The organism is Veillonella parvula, from assembly GCF_036456085.1.
Lineage (GTDB): Bacteria > Bacillota > Negativicutes > Veillonellales > Veillonellaceae > Veillonella > Veillonella parvula_E.
Map to the genome: position 1 here is coordinate 1,437,614 of NZ_CP138632.1, position 25,045 is coordinate 1,462,658.

40 protein-coding genes and 1 tRNA gene are annotated in these 25,045 nt (G+C 34.3%); 13 read left to right on the forward strand and 28 right to left on the reverse strand.

Features of this window, described 5'->3' with window-relative positions; genetic code table 11:
* The 23 genes from PK1910_RS06865 to PK1910_RS06975 all read right to left on the reverse strand — a co-directional run bounded on the left by PK1910_RS06865 (position 1) and on the right by PK1910_RS06975 (position 12,426).
* Positions 1-615, reverse strand: a complete 615-nt coding sequence (locus tag PK1910_RS06865; protein ID WP_058948213.1) for an HK97 family phage prohead protease — start codon at positions 613-615, stop codon at positions 1-3.
* Positions 557-1,870 (reverse strand): phage portal protein, encoded by a 1,314-nt coding sequence (locus PK1910_RS06870; RefSeq protein ID WP_316146165.1) that lies wholly within the window; start codon positions 1,868-1,870, stop codon positions 557-559. Before PK1910_RS06870 ends, PK1910_RS06865 begins: the two co-directional genes overlap by 59 nt.
* 232 nt (positions 1,871-2,102) lie before the next feature.
* Complete coding sequence (locus PK1910_RS06875) at positions 2,103-3,851, reverse strand: terminase large subunit (RefSeq protein WP_058948215.1); 1,749 nt, start codon at positions 3,849-3,851, stop codon at positions 2,103-2,105.
* Positions 3,848-4,399, reverse strand: coding sequence for a terminase (locus PK1910_RS06880; protein WP_331298501.1), 552 nt, complete (start codon positions 4,397-4,399; stop codon positions 3,848-3,850). Before PK1910_RS06880 ends, PK1910_RS06875 begins: the two co-directional genes overlap by 4 nt.
* Positions 4,400-4,581: 182 nt before the next feature.
* Positions 4,582-4,944, reverse strand: coding sequence for an HNH endonuclease signature motif containing protein (locus tag PK1910_RS06885; RefSeq protein WP_072210703.1), 363 nt, complete (start codon positions 4,942-4,944; stop codon positions 4,582-4,584).
* Positions 4,945-5,062: 118 nt separating this feature from the next.
* Entirely contained in the window at positions 5,063-5,596 is a 534-nt protein-coding gene (locus tag PK1910_RS06890; RefSeq protein WP_058948217.1) for a hypothetical protein, read from the reverse strand.
* Positions 5,597-5,710: 114 nt separating this feature from the next.
* Positions 5,711-5,980, reverse strand: a complete 270-nt coding sequence (locus PK1910_RS06895; protein WP_058948218.1) for a hypothetical protein — start codon at positions 5,978-5,980, stop codon at positions 5,711-5,713.
* Positions 5,958-6,197, reverse strand: a complete 240-nt coding sequence (locus PK1910_RS06900) for a hypothetical protein (RefSeq protein WP_058948219.1) — start codon at positions 6,195-6,197, stop codon at positions 5,958-5,960. Before PK1910_RS06900 ends, PK1910_RS06895 begins: the two co-directional genes overlap by 23 nt.
* Positions 6,194-6,646, reverse strand: a complete 453-nt coding sequence (locus PK1910_RS06905) for an MmcB family DNA repair protein (RefSeq protein ID WP_058948220.1) — start codon at positions 6,644-6,646, stop codon at positions 6,194-6,196. The genes PK1910_RS06900 and PK1910_RS06905 overlap by 4 nt, the downstream gene beginning before the upstream one ends.
* An 18-nt stretch (positions 6,647-6,664) precedes the next feature.
* Positions 6,665-7,066, reverse strand: coding sequence for a hypothetical protein (locus PK1910_RS06910; RefSeq protein ID WP_058948221.1), 402 nt, complete (start codon positions 7,064-7,066; stop codon positions 6,665-6,667).
* Between the two features lie 3 nt (positions 7,067-7,069).
* Positions 7,070-7,393: a hypothetical protein gene (locus tag PK1910_RS06915; protein WP_331298503.1), complete on the reverse strand. Its 324-nt coding sequence runs from the start codon at positions 7,391-7,393 to the stop codon at positions 7,070-7,072.
* Positions 7,394-7,415: 22 nt separating this feature from the next.
* Positions 7,416-8,210, reverse strand: a complete 795-nt coding sequence (locus PK1910_RS06920) for a DNA-methyltransferase (RefSeq protein WP_331298504.1) — start codon at positions 8,208-8,210, stop codon at positions 7,416-7,418.
* Positions 8,186-8,518 carry a DUF4406 domain-containing protein gene (locus PK1910_RS06925; protein ID WP_058948224.1) on the reverse strand — a complete coding sequence of 111 codons (333 nt, stop codon included), beginning with the start codon at positions 8,516-8,518 and terminating at the stop codon, positions 8,186-8,188. Before PK1910_RS06925 ends, PK1910_RS06920 begins: the two co-directional genes overlap by 25 nt.
* Positions 8,518-9,087 carry a hypothetical protein gene (locus PK1910_RS06930; RefSeq protein WP_058948225.1) on the reverse strand — a complete coding sequence of 190 codons (570 nt, stop codon included), beginning with the start codon at positions 9,085-9,087 and terminating at the stop codon, positions 8,518-8,520. Before PK1910_RS06930 ends, PK1910_RS06925 begins: the two co-directional genes overlap by 1 nt.
* Entirely contained in the window at positions 9,084-9,317 is a 234-nt protein-coding gene (locus PK1910_RS06935; RefSeq protein ID WP_058948226.1) for a hypothetical protein, read from the reverse strand. The genes PK1910_RS06930 and PK1910_RS06935 overlap by 4 nt, the downstream gene beginning before the upstream one ends.
* Before the next feature lie 78 nt (positions 9,318-9,395).
* Positions 9,396-9,776 (reverse strand): single-stranded DNA-binding protein, encoded by a 381-nt coding sequence (locus tag PK1910_RS06940; RefSeq protein ID WP_058948227.1) that lies wholly within the window; start codon positions 9,774-9,776, stop codon positions 9,396-9,398.
* Entirely contained in the window at positions 9,763-10,053 is a 291-nt protein-coding gene (locus PK1910_RS06945; protein WP_058948228.1) for a hypothetical protein, read from the reverse strand. Before PK1910_RS06945 ends, PK1910_RS06940 begins: the two co-directional genes overlap by 14 nt.
* Positions 10,053-10,184 (reverse strand): hypothetical protein, encoded by a 132-nt coding sequence (locus PK1910_RS06950; protein WP_256305254.1) that lies wholly within the window; start codon positions 10,182-10,184, stop codon positions 10,053-10,055. The genes PK1910_RS06945 and PK1910_RS06950 overlap by 1 nt, the downstream gene beginning before the upstream one ends.
* Before the next feature lie 13 nt (positions 10,185-10,197).
* Positions 10,198-10,980 (reverse strand): rolling circle replication-associated protein, encoded by a 783-nt coding sequence (locus PK1910_RS06955; protein WP_058948229.1) that lies wholly within the window; start codon positions 10,978-10,980, stop codon positions 10,198-10,200.
* A gap of 332 nt (positions 10,981-11,312) precedes the next feature.
* Positions 11,313-11,651 (reverse strand): HNH endonuclease, encoded by a 339-nt coding sequence (locus PK1910_RS06960; protein ID WP_058948231.1) that lies wholly within the window; start codon positions 11,649-11,651, stop codon positions 11,313-11,315.
* Positions 11,644-11,991: a hypothetical protein gene (locus PK1910_RS06965; protein ID WP_058948232.1), complete on the reverse strand. Its 348-nt coding sequence runs from the start codon at positions 11,989-11,991 to the stop codon at positions 11,644-11,646. Before PK1910_RS06965 ends, PK1910_RS06960 begins: the two co-directional genes overlap by 8 nt.
* Positions 11,948-12,199: a hypothetical protein gene (locus PK1910_RS06970; protein ID WP_058948233.1), complete on the reverse strand. Its 252-nt coding sequence runs from the start codon at positions 12,197-12,199 to the stop codon at positions 11,948-11,950. Before PK1910_RS06970 ends, PK1910_RS06965 begins: the two co-directional genes overlap by 44 nt.
* Positions 12,200-12,210: 11 nt before the next feature.
* Positions 12,211-12,426, reverse strand: a complete 216-nt coding sequence (locus PK1910_RS06975) for a hypothetical protein (RefSeq protein ID WP_058948234.1) — start codon at positions 12,424-12,426, stop codon at positions 12,211-12,213.
* A gap of 353 nt (positions 12,427-12,779) precedes the next feature.
* Between PK1910_RS06975 and PK1910_RS06980 the strand changes: the two genes are divergently transcribed.
* The 3 genes from PK1910_RS06980 to PK1910_RS06990 all read left to right on the forward strand — a co-directional run bounded on the left by PK1910_RS06980 (position 12,780) and on the right by PK1910_RS06990 (position 13,953).
* A complete protein-coding gene (locus tag PK1910_RS06980; protein ID WP_331298507.1) occupies positions 12,780-12,953 on the forward strand; it encodes a hypothetical protein in 174 nt (57 codons plus the stop codon).
* Positions 12,954-13,151: 198 nt separating this feature from the next.
* A complete protein-coding gene (locus tag PK1910_RS06985; RefSeq protein ID WP_058948235.1) occupies positions 13,152-13,649 on the forward strand; it encodes a hypothetical protein in 498 nt (165 codons plus the stop codon).
* 16 nt (positions 13,650-13,665) lie between these two features.
* Complete coding sequence (locus PK1910_RS06990) at positions 13,666-13,953, forward strand: hypothetical protein (RefSeq protein ID WP_058948236.1); 288 nt, start codon at positions 13,666-13,668, stop codon at positions 13,951-13,953.
* Here the strand turns inward: PK1910_RS06990 and PK1910_RS06995 are convergent.
* Complete coding sequence (locus PK1910_RS06995; RefSeq protein WP_058948237.1) at positions 13,916-14,266, reverse strand: hypothetical protein; 351 nt, start codon at positions 14,264-14,266, stop codon at positions 13,916-13,918. The genes PK1910_RS06990 and PK1910_RS06995 overlap by 38 nt on opposite strands.
* A gap of 135 nt (positions 14,267-14,401) precedes the next feature.
* On the opposite strand from PK1910_RS06995, the gene PK1910_RS07000 reads away from it, so the two are divergent.
* Both PK1910_RS07000 and PK1910_RS07005 read left to right on the forward strand, forming a co-directional pair.
* A complete protein-coding gene (locus PK1910_RS07000; protein ID WP_058948238.1) occupies positions 14,402-14,620 on the forward strand; it encodes a hypothetical protein in 219 nt (72 codons plus the stop codon).
* A gap of 59 nt (positions 14,621-14,679) precedes the next feature.
* Positions 14,680-14,874: a hypothetical protein gene (locus PK1910_RS07005; protein WP_058948239.1), complete on the forward strand. Its 195-nt coding sequence runs from the start codon at positions 14,680-14,682 to the stop codon at positions 14,872-14,874.
* 96 nt (positions 14,875-14,970) lie between these two features.
* On the opposite strand, the gene PK1910_RS07010 is transcribed toward PK1910_RS07005, so the two are convergent.
* Positions 14,971-15,243 carry a helix-turn-helix transcriptional regulator gene (locus tag PK1910_RS07010; RefSeq protein WP_058948240.1) on the reverse strand — a complete coding sequence of 91 codons (273 nt, stop codon included), beginning with the start codon at positions 15,241-15,243 and terminating at the stop codon, positions 14,971-14,973.
* Positions 15,244-15,401: 158 nt separating this feature from the next.
* Between PK1910_RS07010 and PK1910_RS07015 the strand changes: the two genes are divergently transcribed.
* The 8 genes from PK1910_RS07015 to PK1910_RS07050 all read left to right on the forward strand — a co-directional run bounded on the left by PK1910_RS07015 (position 15,402) and on the right by PK1910_RS07050 (position 21,043).
* Positions 15,402-15,866: a helix-turn-helix domain-containing protein gene (locus PK1910_RS07015; protein WP_058948241.1), complete on the forward strand. Its 465-nt coding sequence runs from the start codon at positions 15,402-15,404 to the stop codon at positions 15,864-15,866.
* A gap of 5 nt (positions 15,867-15,871) precedes the next feature.
* Positions 15,872-16,321, forward strand: a complete 450-nt coding sequence (locus tag PK1910_RS07020; RefSeq protein WP_058948242.1) for an ImmA/IrrE family metallo-endopeptidase — start codon at positions 15,872-15,874, stop codon at positions 16,319-16,321.
* Positions 16,308-16,628: a hypothetical protein gene (locus PK1910_RS07025; protein ID WP_058948243.1), complete on the forward strand. Its 321-nt coding sequence runs from the start codon at positions 16,308-16,310 to the stop codon at positions 16,626-16,628. The genes PK1910_RS07020 and PK1910_RS07025 overlap by 14 nt, the downstream gene beginning before the upstream one ends.
* Before the next feature lie 60 nt (positions 16,629-16,688).
* Positions 16,689-17,000, forward strand: coding sequence for a DUF3862 domain-containing protein (locus tag PK1910_RS07030; RefSeq protein WP_058948244.1), 312 nt, complete (start codon positions 16,689-16,691; stop codon positions 16,998-17,000).
* 84 nt (positions 17,001-17,084) lie between these two features.
* Positions 17,085-17,462, forward strand: a complete 378-nt coding sequence (locus tag PK1910_RS07035) for a PH domain-containing protein (protein ID WP_072210705.1) — start codon at positions 17,085-17,087, stop codon at positions 17,460-17,462.
* Between the two features lie 153 nt (positions 17,463-17,615).
* Positions 17,616-18,707: an Abi family protein gene (locus PK1910_RS07040; protein ID WP_058948245.1), complete on the forward strand. Its 1,092-nt coding sequence runs from the start codon at positions 17,616-17,618 to the stop codon at positions 18,705-18,707.
* Between the two features lie 118 nt (positions 18,708-18,825).
* Entirely contained in the window at positions 18,826-19,779 is a 954-nt protein-coding gene (locus PK1910_RS07045; RefSeq protein ID WP_058948246.1) for an Abi family protein, read from the forward strand.
* Between the two features lie 100 nt (positions 19,780-19,879).
* Positions 19,880-21,043, forward strand: coding sequence for a tyrosine-type recombinase/integrase (locus PK1910_RS07050; RefSeq protein WP_058948247.1), 1,164 nt, complete (start codon positions 19,880-19,882; stop codon positions 21,041-21,043).
* Positions 21,044-21,246: 203 nt separating this feature from the next.
* On the opposite strand, the gene PK1910_RS07055 is transcribed toward PK1910_RS07050, so the two are convergent.
* From PK1910_RS07055 to PK1910_RS07065, 3 genes are all read right to left on the reverse strand, one after another.
* A tRNA-Ser gene (locus PK1910_RS07055) sits at positions 21,247-21,335 on the reverse strand.
* A 168-nt stretch (positions 21,336-21,503) separates the two neighbouring features.
* Positions 21,504-22,457, reverse strand: coding sequence for a magnesium transporter CorA family protein (locus PK1910_RS07060; protein ID WP_004694714.1), 954 nt, complete (start codon positions 22,455-22,457; stop codon positions 21,504-21,506).
* Positions 22,458-22,901: 444 nt separating this feature from the next.
* A complete protein-coding gene (locus PK1910_RS07065; protein WP_058948248.1) occupies positions 22,902-25,031 on the reverse strand; it encodes a heavy metal translocating P-type ATPase in 2,130 nt (709 codons plus the stop codon).
* Positions 25,032-25,045 lie beyond the last annotated feature (14 nt).

The following is a 25,045-nucleotide window of genomic DNA, read 5'->3' on the forward strand; positions in this document are numbered from 1 at the left end:
TTATCCCTCCAATAATTCTAATTCAATTGCTAATTTGCGTTTTCGAACTTCATCTAGTTCATTTTGTTGAGTCCTTTTGAACTCTTCCAAATCACGTTTTGCCGTATCTGCTTCTGTATCTGGATATGCCGGTGTCGTAACAATCGAAACATCCCATAAGCGTTTGATCGCCGTAATTGTTCGAATGTATACCTTATCATCTTCATCCCATATCCATTCAGAACCACTTGGAGCCAATGAAAATGCAAATGAGCATTGACCTACAACACCCGCATCAAGATTTGTAATTAAATCTTTTGCATATGTTGTTTCCGTTGGTGTTAATCTAAAATACAAACCAGTGTCATCAACTTTAAGCTCCAATGACCCCGCCCCTGATGGCACAGTATTACGTGCCAATGGATAACTTTCATCATGGTTATACAAAGCAACGACATTATTCATGTCTGTATTATCCAAACAGTTTTTAGATAACATTTCCACAAAGCCACCCATATTTTCTGACCGAGTTCCAAACTTCAATGCATAACCTTCGATATATGGTAACTCACCGTTATCATTCTCCACCTTCCGGATTTCTATCTTGGTCTGAAGTGTTCTCCGTTCCTTGTCCATTCCCCTCACCTCCTTTCACTGTTAAGTCTTCACCAGCTTTAATTTTTGCCAGTTGTAATTTCTCCAAATTATCGGTAGTCGTATAATTTAGAGATATAAAATGCTTATCACCCATGCCATCATTCATAGGCTTTTGCTCTTCCATGGCTCGCACTTCATTTAGTGTGTATACACCAGTCTGAATCATCTTTGTGTAGTATTCAGCCCTAGACTTACTATCTCCTCGAAGTTCCGCATCAGCATTAAACTTTACATAATATTGTTGCCGTTCTATTTTGGTAAATAGTTTGTAATTTAGTTCTTGTTCCCATTGCATAAAAATAGGAAGCAGTGTTGACTTGATATATTCAAGCCCCATTGCTTCCGCATTTGCATAGGTTGCTCTATCTAGTTGTGCTAATTTATGAGGAGGTACCCGGTAAACTTTAGCCACTTCATTAATCCCAAATTTTTGCGTCTCAATAAATTGTGCTTGATCAAGCTGCATACCTATGGTCTGAAATTTTAAACCCATATCCAATACAACTGTTTTACCAGCATTATCTGGACTCGCATATCGGCTTGCAAAATCTTTCCTCAACTTATCCTTTGCTTCTTGATTTATTTTCGAATCTGTCTGCAATACACCGGATACTAATGTTCCATTCTTGTAGAAATTGCTGATAAATTCTTTCGTTGAATTCTGCCCTCGTAATTCATCAACCAATGTTCTCCATGGTGCTTTACCTACAATGCCATCTCTAGCCATTGTTTTAAAATGCAGTACATCAGATGGTTGTAATGTAATTGTTTCACCTTGTAATGTTTGTGTTTGATATGTTAATCGCCCAGTTTTTACATCTAAATATGGAACAGTAGATGATGGTTCTAATGGCCATATTGCTTTGGGAAATCCATCATTTCCCCAGTCTATAAATGCGAAGGCATTGCCATACAACCCCACATGCATTTGTAATGTTTGTTTCAATGTAAATGCACTCATTAAATGGTTAGGCCTTGTATATAACAATTCTGCTACAGGATGTTTCATCCCTTTTGTTCTATCTCCATCTCCATAATATGTATGGATTGGGAGTTTTGCTAAATCATCTGCCAAGATACTGACACAGGCAAATACATTTGAGTTTTTTATAACATCACTTACCCGCATAAATTTATTTGTTGATGTTCCTAAGAAATCTATAATTGAATCCGCATCAACATGATTAGGCTGCATATAGCCATCCCTTTTTTCAATAAATTTTCTTAGTATCAATTGTTATATCTCCTTTCCTATTCTCCATATGGTCTATCCCTCGTTCCTTTTCTTTCAACATGGTATGCCGTTCCAATGATATATCCAAGTACACAGGCGGCCAACGCAACACTATATATGCCTACTATCGTATGGATCATAAATCCTCCGATGCAAAAAAAGATGGCTCCTATTGTAAATAGCAGATCATCAATTATACTTCCTATTATTTTTATGTATTTCATTTCTACTCCTATAGACTAAACTCATCACTCATTATGTACATACTTAAATCATCATCAGCCGCTACTTTTGCCCTTGTGTAAGCATTTATTACGGCTGCTATTGGGTCAATTCGTTCAGTACTTTTGGCTTTATCTAACATAATATTTTCTTGAGCATCAACTTTAGTTACAGCATTACTAATTGCCCAATCTAATAAATCATTAGTTGGGTGCAATATATTGCCTTGATATGTTTCTGCTCTGAATGACTTTGTAGGTTCAGACAATGTAATAATACCTTGTCTGATTTCTACAATTCCCCATCCCTTATTTGATTCTAATTCTTGGGTATAGTGAGTAGCATTATATGGATCATAACAAACATCTTTAATATTTAATCCATATTTATTCAATGTTTCTTCAATCCACTTAGTCATAAATCGATAATCAACAATTTCACCTGGAGTAATTGTTAGCCATCCTCTTTCACTCCATAGTCTATATGGAATTTTATCTGTTCGTTCTTTTGTTTGTACTGTTTCCTCTGGTATAAAACCGTGTGCTAAAGTAATAAATTTCTTACTGTTATTAATATCTACCGGGATTACTATCCCAGCAGCTGTAAGGTCAATTGTTTTTGATACGTCAATACCTACATATGCATCATATCCATATAGTGATATTCCTAAATCGTTTTCAAAGTCCTCATTTAATCTTCCTCGTGCCTTCCATTTTGCCATATCAATATATGACTGCGCTGATTGTTTAACCCATATATTCATATTCTTAGTCATAAATGACACCATCTTTTCTGGGCTCTTTATCGCTGACATATAATTACTTCTGATATTCTTTAATCCTACCTCATATGTAGCTGCAATTGGATTGGCTTTTATCCAGCACTCTTCATCGTTTATATCATCGATTAGATTCCCTTCTTCATCTCGGTCTAATTCATTCACCATACAAAAATAATCCGGAATATCAAATTCGATATCCGGATTTAAGATTTGACTTACTAATGGATATTCAATTCTGTAGCAAGGCCCACCTAAATTATTACCGGCTGTTGTAATAATAAACAATAAAGGTTGGCGCCGTGCAATCATCCCTGTCTTAATAACTTCCAATATTTCATCTGTTGGATGCGCATGATATTCATCAATCAGTCCACATTGTGGATTTAAACCATCACCAGTTTTTCCATCATCTTTAGACAATGCACGCATTATTGAATTACTTTTAATATGTACAATCGTACTATATGCTTCTTTCCATTTGCCTTTAAACAAAGCACTTGATTTTTTAAGCATTGCCAATACTTCATTGTAAATGATTTTTGCCTGGAGCGTTTTAGTCGCACCAATATAAACTTCTGAATTATCTTCACCAAGTGCCATTAATTCATAATCACCAACTAGACCTAATGATTGAGATTTTGCATTTTTCCTTCCCACTTGCCAATATGCTTTTGTAAATCGTCTATACCCAGTATCTTTATGAATCCATCCATAAATATTACCAAATATAAAGCGCTGTATTGGTGTAAAAATAATGGGCGTATTTACTAGCACACCTTTAGTATGCTTATGTAAACTTGCCCATTTATAAAATCTCTCTGCTTTTGCATCATCAAAGATATAAGGGAATTCATCCGTTCCTTCACGACTTATATCCCTCAGAAATCTTTCACATGCCCATCTATGTTTCTGGCAACAATGCTTGGTGTCATTAATACAGTCTTTAGCATATTGTATTAACTCTTCCTTTATTGTCATATATCACCAAATCCATTCTGATCTAATTCTGTTTTTTCTTCCTCTGGTGGTTTCTTAGGTACATTTTTAATTTTAGCCAATGGATTCAAGAATAATCTATCTTCCATTTTAACCAATGCATCCATCTTCGCATTAATGGCCTTATCTAATGAAATTATTCCACCAAATGATAATATATATTCATATTTCTCTATCATCTTCTGAATACGTTTTGGATGTACATTTCCAGCGTCTAATTGATCTTTAATTATTTCATTCTCATCATCGTCAACTTTAGGCATCAACTGACATACCGTTGTCCTACGTTCTAGTAAATCCATATACTCACTATAGGCCATACAGTAGCGGCCGAGCATTCCAACATCTCCAGATGCTACAAAATCAAAATCTTTATATAGCCTTATTAATTCTTTCCATTTTGCATATGCAATTTTGTCATTTTTTATATGTTTTGGACATACTAATTTATCATTTCCAAAACGTATTTCTGTGTTTTTTCTATGTTCAATTTCGGCTTTTGTTAAATGTCGTTTGTTCCCATCAGCCATGATCAAATCTATAGGTTTTGCATTTCGGCCCACTACTTTTTCACCTCTTTTCATTGCCTATAAAATTTTCGTTTCTCAGAAATAGTTTATTTCACGAACTTTTTACGAAGAAAGGAGCCACACGGTCTGGGTTTTCAATGCCCAAACATTTTTAAATAGGGGGGTATTCTCACTATTTATCATTATCGTTTAGCTATATTACCAAAGCCGCCATTCTCTCTTGCTGTTTTCTTATCATGACAGCGTTTATTCATAGCTTGCCAATTGTTTCTATCCCAAAACAATCTCATATCTCCTCTATGAGGAATGATATGATCCACTACATTCGCTGCCAATGGATTGCCTGATGCCTTGCATTCAGCGCATTCACATGTTGGATGTTCCGCAAGAAATACTTTCCTAGCTTTATCCCATTTAGAGGTATATCCTCTAGCATGTGCAGATAGTCTTGTATTATCTTGCTTAACTTTATGCTTTTCACAATATCTATCTGTTGTTAATTCATGACATCCAGGATACCTGCATTCATGCCTTGCTCTTTTCATTTGCATCTCCACATAAAAAGCACCCACTAATTATTGTGGGTGCCTTTATTTCTTCTTCATTCCATATTTACTTACACTATCATTATATCTTTATCATTACGACACGTCCACGACACTTTTACGACAATTTACTTTTAATCCCGGTTAATCCCCACAGAAGAATGGACATCTCTTCCAATCCTCTTTTGATATAGCGTTGTACTGTTCGTTCATCTACATTAGGGTCTAATGAACTGCCAATGTCTTTCAATTGTTCGCCGTTAATATAATATCGTCTAACGCAATCACAATAATTCACTCTACGACATTTACAACGCTCATCATAGATATCAATCATGTTATCTATGTGCCGCATCATAAGTTCTGTTTGCTCCTTACTTCTTATGATTGACTTAACCATTACTTTACTGTCATCATCAAACATCTCCCCTAGTAGCTTGTCTAGCCATAAGTCTTTGGCTTGTGATGAGTCAGATATACTATTCTCTACATAAGTCTTTAACTTATTGTAGTGTTTGAATAGCTTCATTGTATTGTGTCTAAGAGTATCTATTGTTTCCTTTTCATTCCTACTTATTTCCTTTCTATATTCTTCTATTGCTGTTTTAGCTGCAATAGTCGTTATTTGTCTTATTAATTCCTGTTCAGTCAATGGCTACCTCCCGCATCAAGCACTTTGTACTATTTCCCTTGTACGATTTTCAACGCTGATTCTGTCCAATCATATATATGTTCATCTGCATATATAAAGTATTCATCCCCACCATCAATCTTTTTGTTTTTTCCTTCTACATATGTAAAGATGCTTGGTGTCCCCCCATGTACTAGTTACATAGGCATCATCATGGATTACTTCCCCATGATCATATATAGCTCCACATGTATTATCCCAATCTTCATTAATACCAGCATATACCATTATATTAGGTCCATATTCTACAATATGTTTTGCCACTTTATCCCAGTTAAGATTTCTTATCTTTCCCCCTCTTAATTGAGCAGCTATATTGTTATTAATGCATTTCATTGTATCCATCATTCTTCCAATCTACATGTAACCATTTAGCAATATATTTTTTGTTTGGCCAGAATAATACTCCTGCACTTGCAATTCCGACTATTAACCAATCATTGTTTGTAAATGTATAAAATATGCCTTTTATTACCACGCTAACTAATACGATAGAAAACATAATGTCAATATAATTACAAACATCTACAATATATTTTTTGAATTCATTATTTAGTTTCATCTGTTCACCCACTTCATACAACCAATCCTTAAATAGTTAATTACTTCACTTTCATTTAATGCCTTTACATCTTTGCGCTTCTTTGCCCTTTTAATATATCTGGCATCTTCTCTTTTATTATTAGATATATTGACCACTATTAATCCCGCATCACCTAATAGGCTTTCTATTTCATCCTTATGGTCTTCATACAGGTCTTGTGGTACTGCATAATACAAATAGCTTACATGTAAATGATCATGGTATCTTTTCTTCTTAAAATCTGCTCTAAAATCTTGAATGCTTACCTTAATTTCTATTTCAGTAACAACTCTTGCTTTAAGATTGAAGTAGATTAAATCTGCTTCATATTCCCCTTTCCCATCTCCATGCATTGTTATATTAGGAATAGTTATATTCTTTAAGAATAAATGCTTTCCTAACTTCTTTTGCATTTCCTCTTCCGTCATATCTTAATTTCCCTTTAATTATTTTAGCCGCTCTAGTTTCACTCTATGAAATTTTTCTATTCCCGCTGCAGCATAAGTAGTTAAATTATACCCATGTCGCCGCTCCCATTCTTGTATCACTGCATTTAATTTAATTTCTAATTCTTTCTTATGTTCATCTTTTACATTACTTAAATAATCATCCGCGAGTTCACCAATCCCATAAAACTCATCTGTAGCATCATACTGTAGTTGTTCAATGATATTTTCAACATCAATTTCTGGTACAAAATATTCTGGGTGCCCTATATGAACTTCTGTTACTTCTGCATTTCTATCATCACTATAAAAATCTTCAATTGCTTCTATCCGTGTATCATATGGATATCCAGCTCTATCATCATCTACCCAACACCATTTGCTTTTATCTTTCTTTAGCATTGATTATTTTCCCTTCTTCTGTTTTGTATTGGCTCTGTATTTTGCTCTATTAGTTTGCAACCGTTCTATACGCATTTTCTCTTCACAATCATAATCACTGCATATTACCCGGTTGGTTTTATTTGTATAGAATTTCTTACCACAACATATACAGTACCGTTCGTACTTATATTTCTTTGCTTCTTCCGCATCACGTTTCGCTTGTATTTCAGCTCTTACCTCAGCCACTGTTCTCTTCTTTGGTATTGGCTTACCTGCTATACAATCAGGACAATGCTTTTCTGACCCTACTGGTGTGAATAATCTATCACACCTATGACATTTCATTTGCATCTCTATTTGTCTCCTGCTATTCACAATATTCTAATAAGCTTGTTTGTGTCTTCACATCGCTTAACATTTCTGATTTCGCCTTACTATAGAAGTCTTTTGATATTTCAAACCCATATGCACTACGTCCTAACTCCATAGCTGCTCTTAATGTTGCTCCACTACCTGCCACAGGATCTATTACTACATCACCTTCATCAGTAAAGATTTCTATCAATCTCTTTAATACTGATACAGGCTTTTGTGTTGGATGGATTTTAGGAATAATGTTTTTGTTATCCCTACGCCATTCAAACCAATTAAATATCATCTTGTGATTATTATTAAATTTCGGTAGTCTCCCTCTATATAAAATCAATGCATATTCTGTAGCACCAACGACACGCATGTTAGCTTTTAATGCCTGTGCTGAATAATTCTTGATGAAAGAGATTGGTATATAGTTCTTAAACCCATGTTTCTTGGCATATTCAATTACCATCGCTTGTTGTTCATAGCTACAGAACACAATCATACATGGAGCCTTGCCCCTCTCTTTTGGCTCTTTCTTTAATAAGCGATTACAGAAATGAAAGTATTCTGCAATATTGAAGTTATGATCTGTATTAAAGAATGCCTTTCCTGCTTTCTTACTTTCGCCGTTTTTATTGTCTCCACCTATATACCACATAGGATTACTTGCATATGCTGCCCCCCCTAAATTATAGGGAATATCAGCTATTACAAGTTGTGCTTTTGGTATGCCATATCTTTTATAGTTCTGAAAATTATCATTAAATAACTCTACCTTCATATTCTGTTCAATGCCTTCCATTCATCTAGTTTGAATACAGCCTTACCATGCTTCTGAGCATATTCATATTCACCTTTACATCCTCTACTCTGTTCCCAGCCATCACATAATACTAGGATGTCGCAATGCCCTAAGAGTCCTAGACAAATATCTAACCCCTTTTGATATTCATCACCTGTCAAATAAACAAATCCATAGTTATGGATAGGTGATACATAATCATTGGCTGTATCTGCAAATATTAATTCATTCATGATTACATCTATCTTTTCTCTATTGCTTTTCTTCCCACCATAAGGATGGGCAACATAGATAAGCTTCTTGCTCATTAATTTAATCCCCTCGTTGCTCTATTAAATGGACTATTTTCATATGGTGCGATATCATCCGCATCATCCATGTCTAAATCATCATCTTCACCAATGATCTCCGCATCACTTGTGTTTGCATTGCCATTGGCTTGTTGTTCTTCATCAAATAGATTGGCTTGCGCACGTTTTCCTTCAATGTATGCTTCAATTTCACCTAGAACTAGATTAATGTCTTCGGCTAAGTCCTTATCAACATCTAGCCATTTAGTGCTAAATACACATACTTCGCTTTCTTTGTTGCGTAGATATCCCTTTACTTTAATGCCAGATACTTCATCTGGAAAGAAATCTTTACCACCATATCTAAATTCAATTCCGGATGCTGTTACCATATTTTGAGCGAATTTAAATGCTCCAAACTTGGATAGTAACAATGCTTTCATTGTTACATGTGCTTCCTTGAATTCTGGTCTTGGCTTTTCATACGATTTCAAAGAATGCTGCTCATCCATTCCTTGTACGTATTTCGTATAAGTAATATCAAATTTACCGCTTTCCATTTTAAATTTTGTTATTGTATACCTCATTTTCTTTTCTCCTTTACTTTTCTAGCATCTATATAACCCTTACAATTTATACATTTCTTAGCCATGATATAGGGTATTTTTACTCTAATTCCCCTTTTATCAGGTACTGGCAGCATTAATTTATTAGGGCATTTACAAGTAGTCCTTACAAACAATCCTTGATTACCTGTAAACTTTACTGCATGCTTACATGTTTTAGCTTTTAAAAACATATCCTTTGGTCTTGCCATTACCGCATCAACCTTTCCGCCCTTTCTAGGGCTTTATTTCGTTTCTTTTCTATTGGCAATGTCTCTGCATTGCCCTTATCAAAAGGGTATTTGTTCATCATCATTGAAGTTATCAAAGTTTGATGGTTCATTGTGAGCCCCATTTAATGTTGCTCCCACAAAACCTGCAACTACTTCTGTTATGTATCGCTTTTCGCCATTCTGAGTTTCATATGATCGTGTTTGAATTCGTCCTTGTACTAAACATTTATTTCCCTTCCGTAAAGTCCCTATTTCTTCTGCTAATGTTCCCCAAGCTACACAGTTTACAAAGGCTGTCTGTTCCTTTGTTTCCTTTGTGTTAGCATCAATATAAGTATTGCTTGCAGCTACTGTAAATGTTGCTACCGCTCTACCAGTCTTTGTATATCTTACTTCTGGGTCTCTCGCTAGATTACCCATTAAATTAACATTGTTCATGCTTATTCTCCTTTATGCTATTTGTATAGATGCCATCTACTTCTTCTAATTCAGTAACTGATATTTCTCCATTTAGCCATGCAGCACATATAGCTACATCCATAAATGAATTTGTGTATATTCCATCATCTGTGGTATGTACCCCTACAGATATCCCTGCTTCTGTAAAATAGATATACTTTCCTGTATCATTCCATGCATTCATTGCATATGCATTTATGATTGCTTCTCCTGTTGTTCTAGGAATAAATACTATTCCTCTATATTTGTTTTCCATTAATTATCCGCCCTTTTATTCCATGCCTTTTCACAATCTAAGTACATTGGCCACTCTTCAAAATGAGTGACGGCTCCACATTTATCACATGCCACCATATGATGTTTTAGCCCTACTTTTATCCCTGTCATAATCCTCATATGTTTATTCCCGCAAAACGGACAGGGCCTTAGTCGATTTTCTCTGTTCATATTTTCCCCTCCAATCAGGTAATCGAATTAGCCTATATGTTCTAAATGGAAATCCATAATTATTTACCCCTTCATAAACACTATCTTTATCTAAGTAATATCCATTAGGTACTTTAATATCCTTACGCCACTCTGTAGCCTTTAGTATCTTTTTCTTTACTTCTGGCTTTTCAAGATTAGTACTAGATACCCATTTCTTTCTTATCTGCGCATCCTTATGATCAATGTCAGATTTTCTTTCTTTCATGAAGTATTTAGCTAACCCTATAGCATCTTCTGCTTCACCTCTGTAGTATTCAATTTTTGTATAGCCATGTGGCCATAGCTTTTTTAATAATTGACTAGTTAATTCAATACCTCTTGAAAGCAATGCATGGAAATGTATGCGCCCTTGCTTTTCCATTACGTAAATGTATTTACAGGTTTGTTCTGCCTTCTGAAATAATTCCCGGACCTTCCTGAAAAATTTCCTAATTTTATCTTTGGCTTCTGATTCATCCTCCTCATCCTTAAATGTGAGTGTCAGATAATAATCATCTGCCTTGAAATTCATATCTATTAATAACCGCAATTGCTTTTCCGCCATTCTAAGGTTATTCTTTCTTATGACTTCCGGCGTTACCTGTTTTCTTTCACTCCGCACTTTCTTACCCGGTTTGCCATAGTATGAATTTCCTGTAACATGATCAGATATTTCCATCATGTTTTTAGATTTAATTGTTGTTCTTCTTCTCATTTAGTTATCACCTTATGTTGAGTTGTTAATGTATCTATCTAGTCTCACAAAATAGCTATCAAACCGCTATTTTACTAGACTTTTCCCATTATGCGTGATATACTAAACATGTAAGGTTTTAGTTATCACATAACTTTAATGGCCGTGTTTCCCGACACGGTCATTTTTCTTTGTCAAAATTACAATGCCAATCACCTTGAGACTTTGTTAGGTATTGGCAATTACTGCAGCAATCCATGCATATCAACTGTTTATGTCTATGACATACTACAGCATGCTTGATTGCTTTTTTACATTCCGGGCATGTATTATTTAGTGCTTTCTCATACCATTTAGTACTCATATCCATGCCTTTCTTTTAGTATTGTTTGTAAAACTTTTCTGTATTCTCTTGGATGTGATCCAGCGTGAATTTTAATTCTATGGCAATGCCAGCATAAGCAACATAGATTTTCTATGTTATTTTTTCCTCCTGCTGACCTATATTTGATATGATGAATCTCTTCATAAGGGGCTCCGCATAAAATACATTTTCTATGGTCTCGCTCTATAACCTTAGGACGGATTTTCTCCAACTCCATATCATTCTTTTTTTTATTTCTACTTTTCTTGCTTAATGGTTTCTTTGAAACCATTCTTTTTTTTGCTCTTAACGGTGTCCTTTTAAGCATTTTTATCCCAGTCCCTAGCTATTTGGGCCTCAACTAATCTACAATCCAACTTATAAATATTGATTGCTTCCGTAGCACTGGCATAAAGCGTTTTAGCTACATCTCGTTCATACCGTAATTGGCTGATAACATCATCACCATTTACCAGTTCCATAATTAGAGATACTTTTTCTCCATTATGTTTTGCCTGTAATATAGCTTTACGTTTTTCAACTCTGTATTTCCGTTCTGCTGCTGCTAACTCTGTGCCTCGCTCTTTGGCAATCGTAAGGGCCTTATTTAAATCATCCCTTCGTTTATTTAGATATGGTAGTAACTCCCAACTGTCTAATTGCTGCATGTTGCTTCCTTTTTATTTCCTTAATTTTCTTGTTATATAGCCATAATCGTTTAGCTTTTTGTAGCAAATAAATCCCAATAGAATATGCTGCTATATTAACTACATTAAAAAGAACATCGCCCCATGACTGTGCAAATTCAATGCCACCATATAATCCAAATACAATAACACCAAATAGCCACTGTATCGCTGTAATGAACTTATCCATATTTACTACTCCTATGCTTTTAACCATTTCATGTGTTGCGAACGCATCCACATTTCAAATTTATCTACATGGACCAATGTTTGTTGTGGTCCAAGTTGCATACAGATTTCATTGAACTTACCCTCCTTACGGATCATGTCAATTCTTCTGTAAATGTACATTTTGCTACGGCCCCATATCTTGGCCAATGTACTGATTGGTACATATTTAGGTTTAATAGTATCCATAGTTATCCTCTTATTGTTAATATGTTATGTTCTATCAAATGTTTTTTATGGTGAATTGGTTCTACTTTGATTGCCATATATCCACCATCATTATGTAAGTATCGTTTGTAATATATTAGTTGTTGTTTAATCTTTTTCTTTCGACCCATTTTCTTTTTATATTCTCCTTTAACATTCTTTTCATTTTTGTTTCATCTTTATTAATAAGTTGTTGTTATAATTCAAGCAGTGATAGGATAATGAGATATGCTGAACTACTTGGTAACAAGTAGATGTAAGGGATAAAAAGCCTTTACGATAACATTCTGGTGATTACACCTAAATTAAAAGATTTTAATAGAAGTACTGAATTTATGAAAACTGCCGCAACAAGAATTATGGAGGATATGGATTCTCCAGTAAGAAAATCTATGGTTGCACAAGCAGAAGCTTGGGGCTCCCATGCACTTGGACTATCTAAAGGTACAAATCTTATTCAACAGGTTCTTGATGATTTCAAAGCAAAGGATGTGTACACGTCCCATTAGTAAGTAATTACTAATTGCAAATTGGGGTAATTCATGGAATCTCCTGCTCCAACAGGACAACCATGAGCCAAGACAAAGGAAATGCTCTGTGTACTTTGTAAGGTGCAACGCATAGATGGTGAGGAGCATTACCAATAACCCATCCACGAAATCCCAATATCCTATCACTTTTATCCTTTAATGAAAGGAGGTGAAAATATGATTACAAAAACTATTAAAGAATTGCAGCTGCTTGAAACTGCTCTTATAACAGCTTTAAGTTATGATAAAAACTATGAAATACAATTCTTATGTAAGCTTGATGGTGATCTAATAACTTGTAATACATTAAGCTTTTTAGATAATCACCCATGTATTCCAGCATCATCCAAATCTTTACGTTCATCAAAACGTTTAGACGTCTTTACTCTTGAATATTTACTTCAATCAGTAGCTCCTGATTTATCTGGATCATCTTTAACTGCTTATTTTGCTGATATAACGCAGAATCAAGAAAATCTTTTTATTGATTTTATAAATGTTGATTTCTCTACTATTGAGTTAGCTAATACAAAGCTTATTAATCAATTGCACCCAATATTAAGAAATGTTACATTTTTAACACCTAATAAATTTGTTCCCTATGTAGTGGTTGATGATAATGAGCAAATTACTTTGCTATCTATAATCGCAACTTTAAGAAATATGAATTCTTAAAATAGAGGTAAAACTTATGACAAAAGATATTGGACTTAACATTGATGAAATTAATAATATTACCAAAGAAATATTAGCTAGATTAGACACATCTGATGAAATCTCAAAAGCAATTTATGATTTAACTGATGATTATCCAGATTTAGCTGCTACTCTATCTGATAACGAAAAACTGCTTATTAAAACTTTTGCGGTCGTATCTAATAGGATAATTTTTTCTATTACACCTGCCTTAATTTCTTCAATCCTTTTAGAAAATAACAAAGCTATTTTAAAAGCTTTTGAAGAGTTTCAGCGACAGTAGTTCTTGTTGGTTTACCTATCTCGTTAGTAATAATTTCTATAATTTGAGCCTTGGCATCACAAGGCTCTTCTTTTATTTGTGCCTCTTGGCAATTCTGATTTACATTAATTTTTTTGCCTTGAATTTTTACACTAGCTTTATCTACTTCAATTTTTGACTTTACTTCCGGTCTATTAGCCATACCTTGTTGTGCATGTTCTAATTCAATGTATGCATAAATTAATTCTGGAATATCTTTGCTAGATCTAATCCCAGTTGTTGTATCTAAGCGCTTTAAAATATAATTTTTTAATGTATTTTGAATTTCTTTCATAAACTTTATTTCCTTTCTATTTACAAACCTATATTAATTGCTGTTTTTTCTTTAATCTTTTACATATTATTCATGCCCTCTTTTTAAAATTTTTATGTTCTATTTGTATAATCATCTTAGAAAGGGGGTGACTATATGAATGCACGCATTTATCTAAAAGATGGCACTAATAGATTAATCAGCGATTTAACTTCTGTTAAAATGCATTCAGCCGGTAATATAGCCGGTAGAGCGTTCACCACGGATGAATTAGACCGTTTTTATATGCCACGTAACCGTTCATATAGCTTTATTGGAGACAATATCTTAATCGTACATGGCGAAAATATTAACGCTGTAGAATTCTTTAAATAAACTCTCTTCTTTCTTCAAATCATATTTACTAGGCATTACCGCACTAGGAGGTGAGTTAAATGAACTTAACTCAAAAAGAAGTTGATGACATTTGTAAAGAAACCCTAAAAAAAATTAATCTTTCTGCCGGATGTAATCTAATAGCAAAATCTATCATTCGTGCCAATGTAAGTACTGCAACAACACAATTAGAGGATGTCATCTTCTACTCCGTTTCACGTTGTTTATATGAAGTATTAAAACAAGTCAAGTAAATGGCATTTCTATCGGCACTTTTAAAAAATTCAATAATTTAAATCACCATGTATACTAATCGTTATACGTGGTGATTTTTTTCTAATAGTTTTAGATCACTCATTTGAATCATCTCCTTTTTGTAACACTCCTTTATATTTTTTAGCTTTTTCTCTGATAGAACGAATAAACTCGTTTTTATTGCCAAAAAAAATATTATTATGTTCAATTCCATATGTAGTTAAAATTTTATTTACCATATCAAACGGCATTTTTGTGTTATCATCTTCCCACTTTGCAATAGTTTGGTAATGTACGCCAAACAGTTCTGCAGCTTCCTTTTGACTATACCCTGCATTAATACGAGCAGCTTCTAAGGTTATTACCATCTCCTCACCTCCTTGACACTAATATAAACGAGTTTATTCGTTTCGTCAACCCCATTTGTAAATTTAACTACGAATTTTATCGTTTTTATTTTTTATTTATATTGATTTTAACGATTTTATTCGTTATAATAAAGATAATTTAGAAAGGAGAACTTATTATGCCAAGGAATCAACTTAGTGATTTTGATAAAAAACTTAGATATCAAATATCAAAGAATTTAAAAAAATACACTTCACATATGACTCAAGGTGAATTATCAAAACTTACTGGTATCCCCGCATCAACACTATCTGGTTATTTTGCAATGCGTTCAACCCCTAATGCAGGGACTATCCAAAAAATTGCAGATGCCTTAAAAATTGAAAAATCTGATCTTGACCCTAGATTTTCAGAATCAAAAATAAACTTTTCCCCACGTGTAGAGAGAGATATTCAAAAACGCATTCAATCTATATTAGATGATTTAAATTCAGAATCCGGTCTAGCCTTTTATAATGGTGGTGAAGAAATGGATGACGAAACTAAAGAATTATTAAGACTTTCACTAGAAACATCTATTCGTACAGCTAAAAAGTTAGCACAAGAAAAGTTCACCCCTAAAAAATATAAAAAAATGGAGTGATAATAATGAATATTAAAGGGATTGTTAGATCGTTAATAAAAAAACACAATACCAATGACCCATTTCACTTATGTGAATGTCTCAATATTGTGCTTAGATTTGAAAATTTGGGAAGTTTATTAGGATACTATAATACTAATTATAGAATTCGTACTATTCATATTAATCAAAATATATCCGCATCACTACAACGTTTCGTATGTGCACATGAACTAGGTCATGCGCTCATGCATCGTGATGCCAATGTACCTTTTCTACGTGCGCATACGTTCTATTGCACAGATAAATTAGAGCGACAAGCTAATACGTTTGCAATAGAGCTTTTATTACCTGATGAGTATATCCAAGATCATAAAGATATTACAGTCTTTAATCTTGCTAGATTATCTGGTATTCCTATGGGGTTAGAAGAATTAAAAACCACTGAGAGAATTGATTTTTATGGAAGAAATTAAAATTAATGTAATTGACGAGTCTGATGCCGACAAGGAACTAATTGATTATATGATATCTTTAGCAGAACTAGCAGCAATCGATGATGACAATCCTAATATAATTGCTGTTAATGACACCCGCTATACTGGTGCATATATCAAAAACGATAGACTTACTTGTATCAAATGCCATAAGCCATTATCTAGGCTTAAAGAAAAACTTCATGTGCACATGGATGGTAATATTGATAAATCGATCTATCAATGCTCTTGTGGACAATATATTATTAAAACATATCCTAGCAAAAATTACAGAACACTTATATAGGCCGTTCGAGTTGCAATGGCAACCTTTATATATTTCATTATTAAAATGGGAGATTTTATTATGAAAAAAGTATTATTAGCAGGTTTAATTGTAGCATCTTTAGTAATTAGTGGTTGCGGCGGTGTATCTAGTAATAAGTATACCTTGGAGAAATACAATAAAATCCAAACAGGTATGACATACGAACAGGTCAAAGATATCATGGGAGACCCTGGACAACCTTCAGCAGAAAGCAAAATGCCTGCTATTGAAGGGGTATCTGGTGAAGTTGTTTTTAAAATCTATCAATGGCAAAATAGCGATGGATCTAATATGCAAATCTCATTTACTAATAATCATGTTGATATGAAAGCACAAGCTGGGTTGAAATAACCATTATGTTAAGAGGATAAGATTAATTTAAGTGTCTTGGTAATATAAATTTTAAATAGTTTGTTATAAAGGGAGATTAAAACTATGTCTGAACAACAAGCTTCTAAAAAATTAAATTTATTGAATGCTGTCGAAATCGGCACAAAGAAAGATTTATATTCTCATGTATTATTTGATGAAGAAGTTATTTACGAATTTAATGCTCCAAGAGATGTGTTTGTAGTTACTAATAAAAAAGTTATTTTAATTGATGTACAAGGTTTAACTGGCAAGAAAAAAGAGGTACTAATTATTCCGTTTTCTAAAATAACTGCATTCTCTACAGAAACAGCTGGTACATTTGATTTTGATTTAGAGGTAAAAATATGGGCATCCGGCATAGGTTTTGTAGAATTGAGTTTTTCAAAAGGAACAAAGAATTTTAGAGAACTTACCATTCATTTAGCTAAATATATAAAATAATACTATGCGATGCGCTTCATTCCGATGAATTACTTGAAAATTGATTTCTATCATCATGTGTTATAGTGTGTAAACTATTTGAAGGGAGCCTTGTCAAAAAGCTTATTTTGTGATACACTCTGTATACGGAATCTGGGGAGACTTAGAAATAAGTTGCAACCTGAAAAAAAGCTGTGTACAGAAATGTACGCAGCTTTTTTTGTTGCTATGAAACCATTTAAAACTTATTCCGAACAAATAAAAATTTTGCAGCAAAACGGTCTATTGCTTCAAAAGAACCAATGTATTCCTATTCTTACTAAAAATAATGGCTCTTTAACAATTCATCAAGAACCACCATTAGATTTAGCAACAGAATTTCTAAAACAATATGGCTATTATAATATAGTCAATCTATATAATAAATCATTCATAGACTCAAACGGTTCATATATAAAGGATATTAATTTTTTCAAACTTGCTAGCTTACACGAAATAGATTCAAATATAAAATCAACTTTATATTTAGCCTTAATTCAAGCAGAACAAAAATTAAAGACAACCATAGCTTATAAATTTGCGGAAAGATATGGTCCATTTGATAATACATGCCTAGTTAATTATATAGAACCCTATTTAGACCCTATAAATTATAATGGTAACTTAAAAACTAATAGGGGAACAGAAAAAAGGTTCATTGTTATCCATCAATTAACAAATATACTTAGTAAATACTCATCTTATCCACCATTTGAGCACTACACCAATACACATCATCATATCCCTATATGGGTTTTAATTAATAAGCTTACCTTTGGAGAAACTAAAAATCTATATGAAGTTTTAAAAATCCAAAATAATATTGCTATTGAATTTCACACTACCCCATCTCATCTTAGAAATATGATTCATATTCTCCATTTTATGAGAAATGATTGTGCTCACGGTGAAAACTTTTTCCAACAATCATACCCACGACCAAAACGTACTATTCAACTTCTTGTAGACTTTAAAAATAAATTTCCTTATACTCCACAAACACAATTAGGAAATTTATTCTTAGCATTAATAATTCTAAAATATTTTCTTCGTGGTGAAGATTATGCTAGGCTAGTTCATATCATTCAACATTCTGTATTTAAGTATTTTATAAATGATTTTCCTATTCCCCCAATAACTAACTACCTTATGCATCAACTAGGTGTTTCATCATTTAATGATGCCATTGATAAATGCCAATACTTAATTAATTATAAATTGCAATAATAAAATATCCCCTCTACTCTGTGCTAACAGAATAGTGGACTGTGATATAATTGCTGAATATCATTATGATGATTTTTACATAAATTATCATGTCTTGTAATGAAAAGGAGTTATTTTTGTGTCTAGAAGGATTTTTTTAACCCCCAAACAACAGGTAAAACATTGTGAAGATAAAGGAATTCAATTTAATAAAATTTCAAAATCAAAAGCAATCAGTTACTTAGAAGATAATAATAACTATTTTAAACTTCGTTCATTTCGCAAAAATTATATTAAGGACCCCCATCTAAAAAAATATACTAATCTTGATTTTTCGGATCTAGTTGATTTAGCAATCATTGATAATCGTCTAAGACGAATTTTACTAGAAATGGCTCTAAGCATTGAACATTTTTCTAAAGTTCACCTATTAAAGATACTACAAGAAACAGGCGAGGACGGATATACTGTTATACAAAACTACATAAATCAGTTATCAAAATCAAATAAGAAAAGGCTTATATCAGATTTGAAAAAGAATAAAAGTAGTACATATTGTGGCAATCTACATAAAAAATATATGGAAAATAATATATTTGACTGTCCTGTCTGGGTATTTATCGAAGTTATCTCTTTTGGCCAATACTTACATTTTTACGAATTCTGTGCTAAACAATGCTCCCATCCATCTAACCAAAATGAACTTAATTTTCGTTTATATCTCATGAGAACTGTCAAAGATTTGAGGAATGCTTGTGCACATAATAACTGTATCATTAACGACCTTAGAGCTCCTCTTCCTCATACCTTTAAACCAAATCTACAAGTCACAGATGCACTAGCTAACATTGGTATTTCAAAAGCCGTGCGTAGAAAACATTTAAATCGTGTTGTCTTTTACCAAATTTTAGTTACTTTTTATGCCCATATAAATATTGTATCTAGTCCTGGTGTACACAACCATATTGCTTATGAATTACAAGAATTCAAATCACGACTATTTCGAGATAACGACTATTCACGTAACGATATTATTAATTCTACATTTAAACTTTTTATAAAACTTATTGACAATTGGTACAATTTAGTATAAGATACAGCTACAGAGAAAAAGTATTTATTACTTTTGCGAGAGCGGTATCGAAAGATATCGCTCTTATTTTTATACCATTTTTAACCTAGGAGACATTTATATGTGGGTTGAAACACGAACTACAAAAGAAGGCAAGACTCGTTATAGATTTTTTGAGCGATATACTTGCCCATATAGTGGTAAGATAAAACGTGTATCTGTTACATATGCAACAAATAGCAGACAAGCACATAAGGCTGCACAGATTGAATTGCAAGCATTAATTAATAAGGCAACTAACACTAATGCTGCTATGGAAATGACTTTAGATACATTGCTTACTAAATATCTTGAGTCTAGACAATCATTTAGGAAGCCAGCCACTCAACGCAATTATAGGATCTATAAAAACAAGATTTTAGAAATTATACCTGCAGATATCCTTATAGGAAATATAAATACTTATACATTACAAAACGCTTTAGATTCTATTTTATTAAATCGCTCTTATTCCTATACGAAAGCTATTTTTAGTTTACTTCGCCAGGCTTTCAAATATGCTCGGCGTATGGAATTTATCCATGATATTTCTTTTTTCGATAATCTAGAACTTCAAAAACCTGTACTAAATGTAGAGAAAGTACAACGACAACGAGATAAATTCTTAACCCAAAAAGAACTAAAATTATTACTTAATAAATTAGATGCTATCAATCCAACTGTTGCTCTCTTGTGTGAATTTCAATCCTTAACAGGTTTACGATTTGGCGAAATGGTAGCGTTGCGTGTTCAAGATTATGATGAGAAAAAATCCGAAATTGATGTAAATGCCTCTTTATCTTCTTATGGTAGTTTAAAAAGCGAGGCCATTAGATCATCGCCTAAAAATATCTATTCAATTAGAAAAGTATCCTTAGATGCTAGAGCCAAACAAATAATTAATCATTTTATTACAATGAATAAATCAAAACAATTATGGAAACCTCGTTTTGCAAAAACTGATTACATCTTTGTAACAGATGGTGGTTATCCATTTGATGTGCATTTTGTAAATAAAATATTAAAGAAAGTTGATTTTCACAAACCGATTAGTTCGCACACATTCAGACATACACATATTTCATTTCTAGCAGAGGCCAATGTACCATTAAAAGCAATCATGGAACGTGTTGGCCACAATGAACCACGCACTACATTAGCAGTTTATACTCATGTTACTGATGAAATGAAATCAGAATTGAATAACGCTATTAATAAAATTGGATCTGCTATTAGTCATAAATAGAAAAATGCCCCCATTACATACTGCATGCAATGGGGGCAAATTATTTTATTCTTTTGGGGGCAAAATGGTGGCAAAATTTTGTTATAGTCCGTTACAATTCGTTATAATTTCAATTCCACAATACCATTATAAACCTTTATTTTTACTGTGTTCGTTATAGTTCGTTACAATTTGTTATAATCTGTGATAGTTGTATGTATTGGTGGCGGAGAGGGTGGGATTCGAACCCACGGCCCCTTGCGGAGTCACTGGTTTTCAAGACCAGCTCCTTAAACCACTCGGACACCTCTCCATAACGGTACTATTATATCAAATTGGTCTAATAATAAGCAACAACGTAATGCGTAAATAAGCAATAATATAATACATAAGCAAGCAAAAAAGCTGACTTACAGCCAGCTTTTTCATTTGTATTTAACATTTAGTATTGCCCTAATCTATTAGTTATTTGTCATATATGTTAGAATAGGTCTTTTTTCCACATGCCGATGATAGCAATGATAGAACACACCACGGAAATACCTACTACTTCGTAGAATCCATTCGGATCATCCTGGAACGGCAACGCCACATTCGTTCCCCACAGACTGAATATGATTGTCGGCACTGCCAAAGTAATCGTAAGGGCCGCCAACATTTTCATCACCATATTAAGGTTATTTGAGATAATCGATGTAAAGGCGTTCATCATATTCATCAAGATATTAGAATACATTTCAACCATCTCGATGGCCTGTTTATTCTCGATGATAACGTCTTCCAAAAGATCCTCATCCTCTTCATACATTTTAAGCAAATGTCTATAAGTGCTGTGACCACGCAAGCGCAATAGGCGTTCCATAACAGTTCCATTCGTACGCAACGCAGAGGTAAAGTATGTCATGGATTTCTGTAATTCCAATAGTTGGAAGAAGTCTTTATTCTTCGTCGTATGACGCAACTGAACTTCAATATCGTCGGTACGGCGGTTAATTTGTTGTAAGTAACGTAAAAACAATGTGGCTGTACGGTACAAGATTTGGAACAAGAACCGCGTCTTTTTATATGTATAGAATGTAGACAGTTGGTTTGAAATGAACGGATACAACACCTCGGATTCTTCAAGACATACAGTAATGAAGAAGTCAGGCGTCAAAAAGATGCCAAGTGGCACCGTATCGTACATATCATTACCGCGAATCGCAGGAATGTTGATAACCACGAAAATATAGTTGTCTTCTAATTCCACGTGAGAACGTTCTTCCATATCGAGAGCGGTCTTTAAAACGTCCGTTGGAATTTCCGTCAAAATATTGATGAGGGACAACTCATCGGGGTCTGGGTTCACCAAATTTACCCAAGAACCTTTTGTGGCATCTGATACAGTGCAGTCTGAAACCAACTCTTCTTCTATGTGTTTGTACACCGTGATCATGCTATCCCTCCTTCCAACGAACATATAGTAATCATCTAATAAATTATATACTATTTTATAGCTATTATTCAATTCAATTGTGAAAGTTTTGTTTATGTAGTATATACATAAACCGCTTTATGTCTATTAACAATGCACAATTGTATATGTTAAAAGCATCTCAAAACATCCTTTTATCAAATCTACCAAAAAATCTAGCGAGCACATAGATTAATAAGGCTGCTAAACTAAAAATCCACCAAAAGATTAAACCACTAAAACTTACAGTGAGTAAGCATGCAAACAAATAATCAGCAATATATCATTAGGTTAAAGCTTATAAAAATAACCTCTATACTAGCTTATCGCTAATATAGAGGTTATTTGTTTTATCCTACTCTGTCAAATCAGAATCATGTCATTTGTTATATTTCTGCATTAATCTATAAGATTACTTTCACCAAATTAACGGCGTAAGATACGAATAGAGTTCAAAATACAAAGAATGGATACGCCAGTATCACCAAATACCGCCCACCACATGGATGCATAGCCCATGAGGCCAAGCGCCATGATAAGGATTTTAACAGCAATAGCGAACACTACGTTTTGCCATGCTACACGTAATGTCGCTTTGGCCAAGTCAAGGATATGTGCAATAGCAGTCAAAGATGGACGCATGAACACAACATCTGCCGCCTCGATAGCCGCATCAGCACCACTACCCATCGCGCCACCTACATCAGCACCTGCAAGTACTGGAGCATCGTTGATGCCATCCCCTACGAACATAGTTGGACCATATTCAGAGCGAATATCTTGTACAACAGACAATTTATCTTGAGGCAACAACTGAGCACGTACAGCACTTACGCCAGTTTCTTTAGCAATGTAATTTGCACTTGCTTCAGCATCACCTGTAAGCATAACAGTTTTAATATCTTGACCATTAAGATTAGCAATCGCTTCAGCAGAGTCTGGGCGAGCTTCATCGGCGATGATGATACGACCTAAGTATGTATTACCTTCTGCGACAAGAACTTCTGTGCCATATTCAGCAGCTTCTGTTGGATAGCCTTGCACATTATAGCGTTCCATAAGACGACGGTTACCAATAAGTACTTGTTGACCATCTGCCATACCTACCATACCTTCACCAGCTAACTCTTGAACGAAATCAGAAGGTTCCACTGTAAGGCCTTGATCTTTTGCTTCAGACACGATGCTTGTTGCGATTGGATGTGTAGAAACGGCTTCGATAGCTGCCGCCATGGATAACAATTGACTGGAACTTACATGAGAGCCTACAGTTTCTACGCTGTGAACTTTGAACTCACCAGATGTGATAGTACCAGTTTTATCAAGAGCTACTGCTTTCACATTAGCCAACGCCTCGATAACTCGACCACCTTTTAATAAGATACCGTGTTTAGACGCATTGCCGATACCGGAGAAGAATGCAAGTGGCACGCTAAGCACCAATGCACATGGGCAAGAAATAACGAGGAATGTTAAGGCTGTGTAGATCCATTTATGCCATTCACCAGTAATAAGGGATGGAATGATAGCTACAGCCAATGCAAGAGCTACAACGATTGGTGTGTATACGCGAGCAAAACGCGTAATGAAACGGTCGATTTTAGGTTTAGAAGATGCTGCATTTTCCACGGCATCAAGAATTTTAGTAACCATGGATTCTTCAAGAACCTTATCTACACGCATTGTAATGCGACCAGATTCGTTGATACAACCAGACATAAGTTGAGTGCCAGGTACGGCGCGAACAGGTACAGGTTCACCTGTTACAGGCGCTGTATTAACGCGTGTTTCACCTTCAAGCACTGTGCCGTCTAGAGGAATTAAATCGCCAGGACGAACTTCGATAGTCCAGCCTACTTCAACCTTTTCAGGAGCCATAACTACGATTTCACCACCGCAGTCTGTATCTACAACCCGCACCTCTTGAGGACGCATATCGACAGCGTTCATGATTTCTGTACGACTACGATCAGTTGCTTTTTCTTCGAAGAACTCACCAATACGGTAGAACAAGATAACACCTACGGCCTCAGGTAATGCATCGATAGCAATAGCACCCAATGTAGCGATAGACATCAAGAAGTTTTCATCAAATACTTCACCTTTTAGGATATTACGACCTGCGATGCGCAATACTGGGAACGCAAGAAGAATATACGCAACATAGTAAATTGGAGTCTCAATACTCTCTGGCAAGCTGATGGATGGGACAAAGGATGACAAAACTTCATAAAGCATGAATAACAAGCCTGCTACGATGACTGCAATTGTTACAGCATCACTACCACGATCCTGGTCAGGACCATGATCATCCATAGCCGCTTTAGATTTACGTTCATAATCTGCTACTGTAACGCCTTCTTCGATGGCATCACAAATCTCTTGAATATCACGTTTAAGAGCTTCGCGGTCTTCCCAAGAGCCGGTTAATTTTAATTGATGTGTAGCAAGTGTGAAATTGGCAGTCTCTACCACATCCATTTTACGGATACGATCTTCAATTTTTGCTGCGCAGTTCGGACAGTTCAAATCCTTCAATAACAATGTTTCTTCCATGATATCTCCTTTGA

What these genes read in the sequence shown, in the direction of transcription:
- PK1910_RS06970 (WP_058948233.1), bottom strand. Translation starts at nt 12,199, where the DNA reads ATGGATAAGTTCATTACAGCGATACAGTGGCTATTTGGTGTTATTGTA.
- PK1910_RS07025 (WP_058948243.1), top strand. Translation starts at nt 16,308, where the DNA reads ATGGAAGAAATTAAAATTAATGTAATTGACGAGTCTGATGCCGACAAG.
- PK1910_RS06880 (WP_331298501.1), bottom strand. Translation starts at nt 4,399, where the DNA reads ATGGCTGATGGGAACAAACGACATTTAACAAAAGCCGAAATTGAACAT.
- PK1910_RS06930 (WP_058948225.1), bottom strand. Translation starts at nt 9,087, where the DNA reads ATGAGGTATACAATAACAAAATTTAAAATGGAAAGCGGTAAATTTGAT.
- PK1910_RS07065 (WP_058948248.1), bottom strand. Translation starts at nt 25,031, where the DNA reads ATGGAAGAAACATTGTTATTGAAGGATTTGAACTGTCCGAACTGCGCA.
- PK1910_RS06935 (WP_058948226.1), bottom strand. Translation starts at nt 9,317, where the DNA reads ATGGCAAGACCAAAGGATATGTTTTTAAAAGCTAAAACATGTAAGCAT.
- PK1910_RS06975 (WP_058948234.1), bottom strand. Translation starts at nt 12,426, where the DNA reads ATGGATACTATTAAACCTAAATATGTACCAATCAGTACATTGGCCAAG.
- PK1910_RS06990 (WP_058948236.1), top strand. Translation starts at nt 13,666, where the DNA reads ATGACAAAAGATATTGGACTTAACATTGATGAAATTAATAATATTACC.
- PK1910_RS07035 (WP_072210705.1), top strand. Translation starts at nt 17,085, where the DNA reads ATGTCTGAACAACAAGCTTCTAAAAAATTAAATTTATTGAATGCTGTC.
- PK1910_RS06885 (WP_072210703.1), bottom strand. Translation starts at nt 4,944, where the DNA reads ATGAAAAGAGCAAGGCATGAATGCAGGTATCCTGGATGTCATGAATTA.
- PK1910_RS06980 (WP_331298507.1), top strand. Translation starts at nt 12,780, where the DNA reads ATGAAAACTGCCGCAACAAGAATTATGGAGGATATGGATTCTCCAGTA.
- PK1910_RS07030 (WP_058948244.1), top strand. Translation starts at nt 16,689, where the DNA reads ATGAAAAAAGTATTATTAGCAGGTTTAATTGTAGCATCTTTAGTAATT.
- PK1910_RS06920 (WP_331298504.1), bottom strand. Translation starts at nt 8,210, where the DNA reads ATGGAAGGCATTGAACAGAATATGAAGGTAGAGTTATTTAATGATAAT.
- PK1910_RS06985 (WP_058948235.1), top strand. Translation starts at nt 13,152, where the DNA reads ATGATTACAAAAACTATTAAAGAATTGCAGCTGCTTGAAACTGCTCTT.
- PK1910_RS06910 (WP_058948221.1), bottom strand. Translation starts at nt 7,066, where the DNA reads ATGCTAAAGAAAGATAAAAGCAAATGGTGTTGGGTAGATGATGATAGA.
- PK1910_RS06940 (WP_058948227.1), bottom strand. Translation starts at nt 9,776, where the DNA reads ATGAACAATGTTAATTTAATGGGTAATCTAGCGAGAGACCCAGAAGTA.
- PK1910_RS07020 (WP_058948242.1), top strand. Translation starts at nt 15,872, where the DNA reads ATGAATATTAAAGGGATTGTTAGATCGTTAATAAAAAAACACAATACC.
- PK1910_RS06905 (WP_058948220.1), bottom strand. Translation starts at nt 6,646, where the DNA reads ATGACGGAAGAGGAAATGCAAAAGAAGTTAGGAAAGCATTTATTCTTA.
- PK1910_RS06960 (WP_058948231.1), bottom strand. Translation starts at nt 11,651, where the DNA reads ATGCTTAAAAGGACACCGTTAAGAGCAAAAAAAAGAATGGTTTCAAAG.
- PK1910_RS06950 (WP_256305254.1), bottom strand. Translation starts at nt 10,184, where the DNA reads ATGACAGGGATAAAAGTAGGGCTAAAACATCATATGGTGGCATGTGAT.
- PK1910_RS06865 (WP_058948213.1), bottom strand. Translation starts at nt 615, where the DNA reads ATGGACAAGGAACGGAGAACACTTCAGACCAAGATAGAAATCCGGAAG.
- PK1910_RS06925 (WP_058948224.1), bottom strand. Translation starts at nt 8,518, where the DNA reads ATGAGCAAGAAGCTTATCTATGTTGCCCATCCTTATGGTGGGAAGAAA.
- PK1910_RS07005 (WP_058948239.1), top strand. Translation starts at nt 14,680, where the DNA reads ATGAACTTAACTCAAAAAGAAGTTGATGACATTTGTAAAGAAACCCTA.
- PK1910_RS06895 (WP_058948218.1), bottom strand. Translation starts at nt 5,980, where the DNA reads ATGGATACAATGAAATGCATTAATAACAATATAGCTGCTCAATTAAGA.
- PK1910_RS07000 (WP_058948238.1), top strand. Translation starts at nt 14,402, where the DNA reads ATGAATGCACGCATTTATCTAAAAGATGGCACTAATAGATTAATCAGC.
- PK1910_RS07015 (WP_058948241.1), top strand. Translation starts at nt 15,402, where the DNA reads ATGCCAAGGAATCAACTTAGTGATTTTGATAAAAAACTTAGATATCAA.
- PK1910_RS06945 (WP_058948228.1), bottom strand. Translation starts at nt 10,053, where the DNA reads ATGGAAAACAAATATAGAGGAATAGTATTTATTCCTAGAACAACAGGA.
- PK1910_RS06995 (WP_058948237.1), bottom strand. Translation starts at nt 14,266, where the DNA reads ATGAAAGAAATTCAAAATACATTAAAAAATTATATTTTAAAGCGCTTA.
- PK1910_RS06965 (WP_058948232.1), bottom strand. Translation starts at nt 11,991, where the DNA reads ATGCAGCAATTAGACAGTTGGGAGTTACTACCATATCTAAATAAACGA.
- PK1910_RS06955 (WP_058948229.1), bottom strand. Translation starts at nt 10,980, where the DNA reads ATGAGAAGAAGAACAACAATTAAATCTAAAAACATGATGGAAATATCT.
- PK1910_RS06915 (WP_331298503.1), bottom strand. Translation starts at nt 7,393, where the DNA reads ATGAAATGTCATAGGTGTGATAGATTATTCACACCAGTAGGGTCAGAA.
- PK1910_RS07060 (WP_004694714.1), bottom strand. Translation starts at nt 22,457, where the DNA reads ATGATCACGGTGTACAAACACATAGAAGAAGAGTTGGTTTCAGACTGC.
- PK1910_RS07010 (WP_058948240.1), bottom strand. Translation starts at nt 15,243, where the DNA reads ATGGTAATAACCTTAGAAGCTGCTCGTATTAATGCAGGGTATAGTCAA.
- PK1910_RS06900 (WP_058948219.1), bottom strand. Translation starts at nt 6,197, where the DNA reads ATGAAACTAAATAATGAATTCAAAAAATATATTGTAGATGTTTGTAAT.
- PK1910_RS07050 (WP_058948247.1), top strand. Translation starts at nt 19,880, where the DNA reads ATGTGGGTTGAAACACGAACTACAAAAGAAGGCAAGACTCGTTATAGA.
- PK1910_RS06875 (WP_058948215.1), bottom strand. Translation starts at nt 3,851, where the DNA reads ATGACAATAAAGGAAGAGTTAATACAATATGCTAAAGACTGTATTAAT.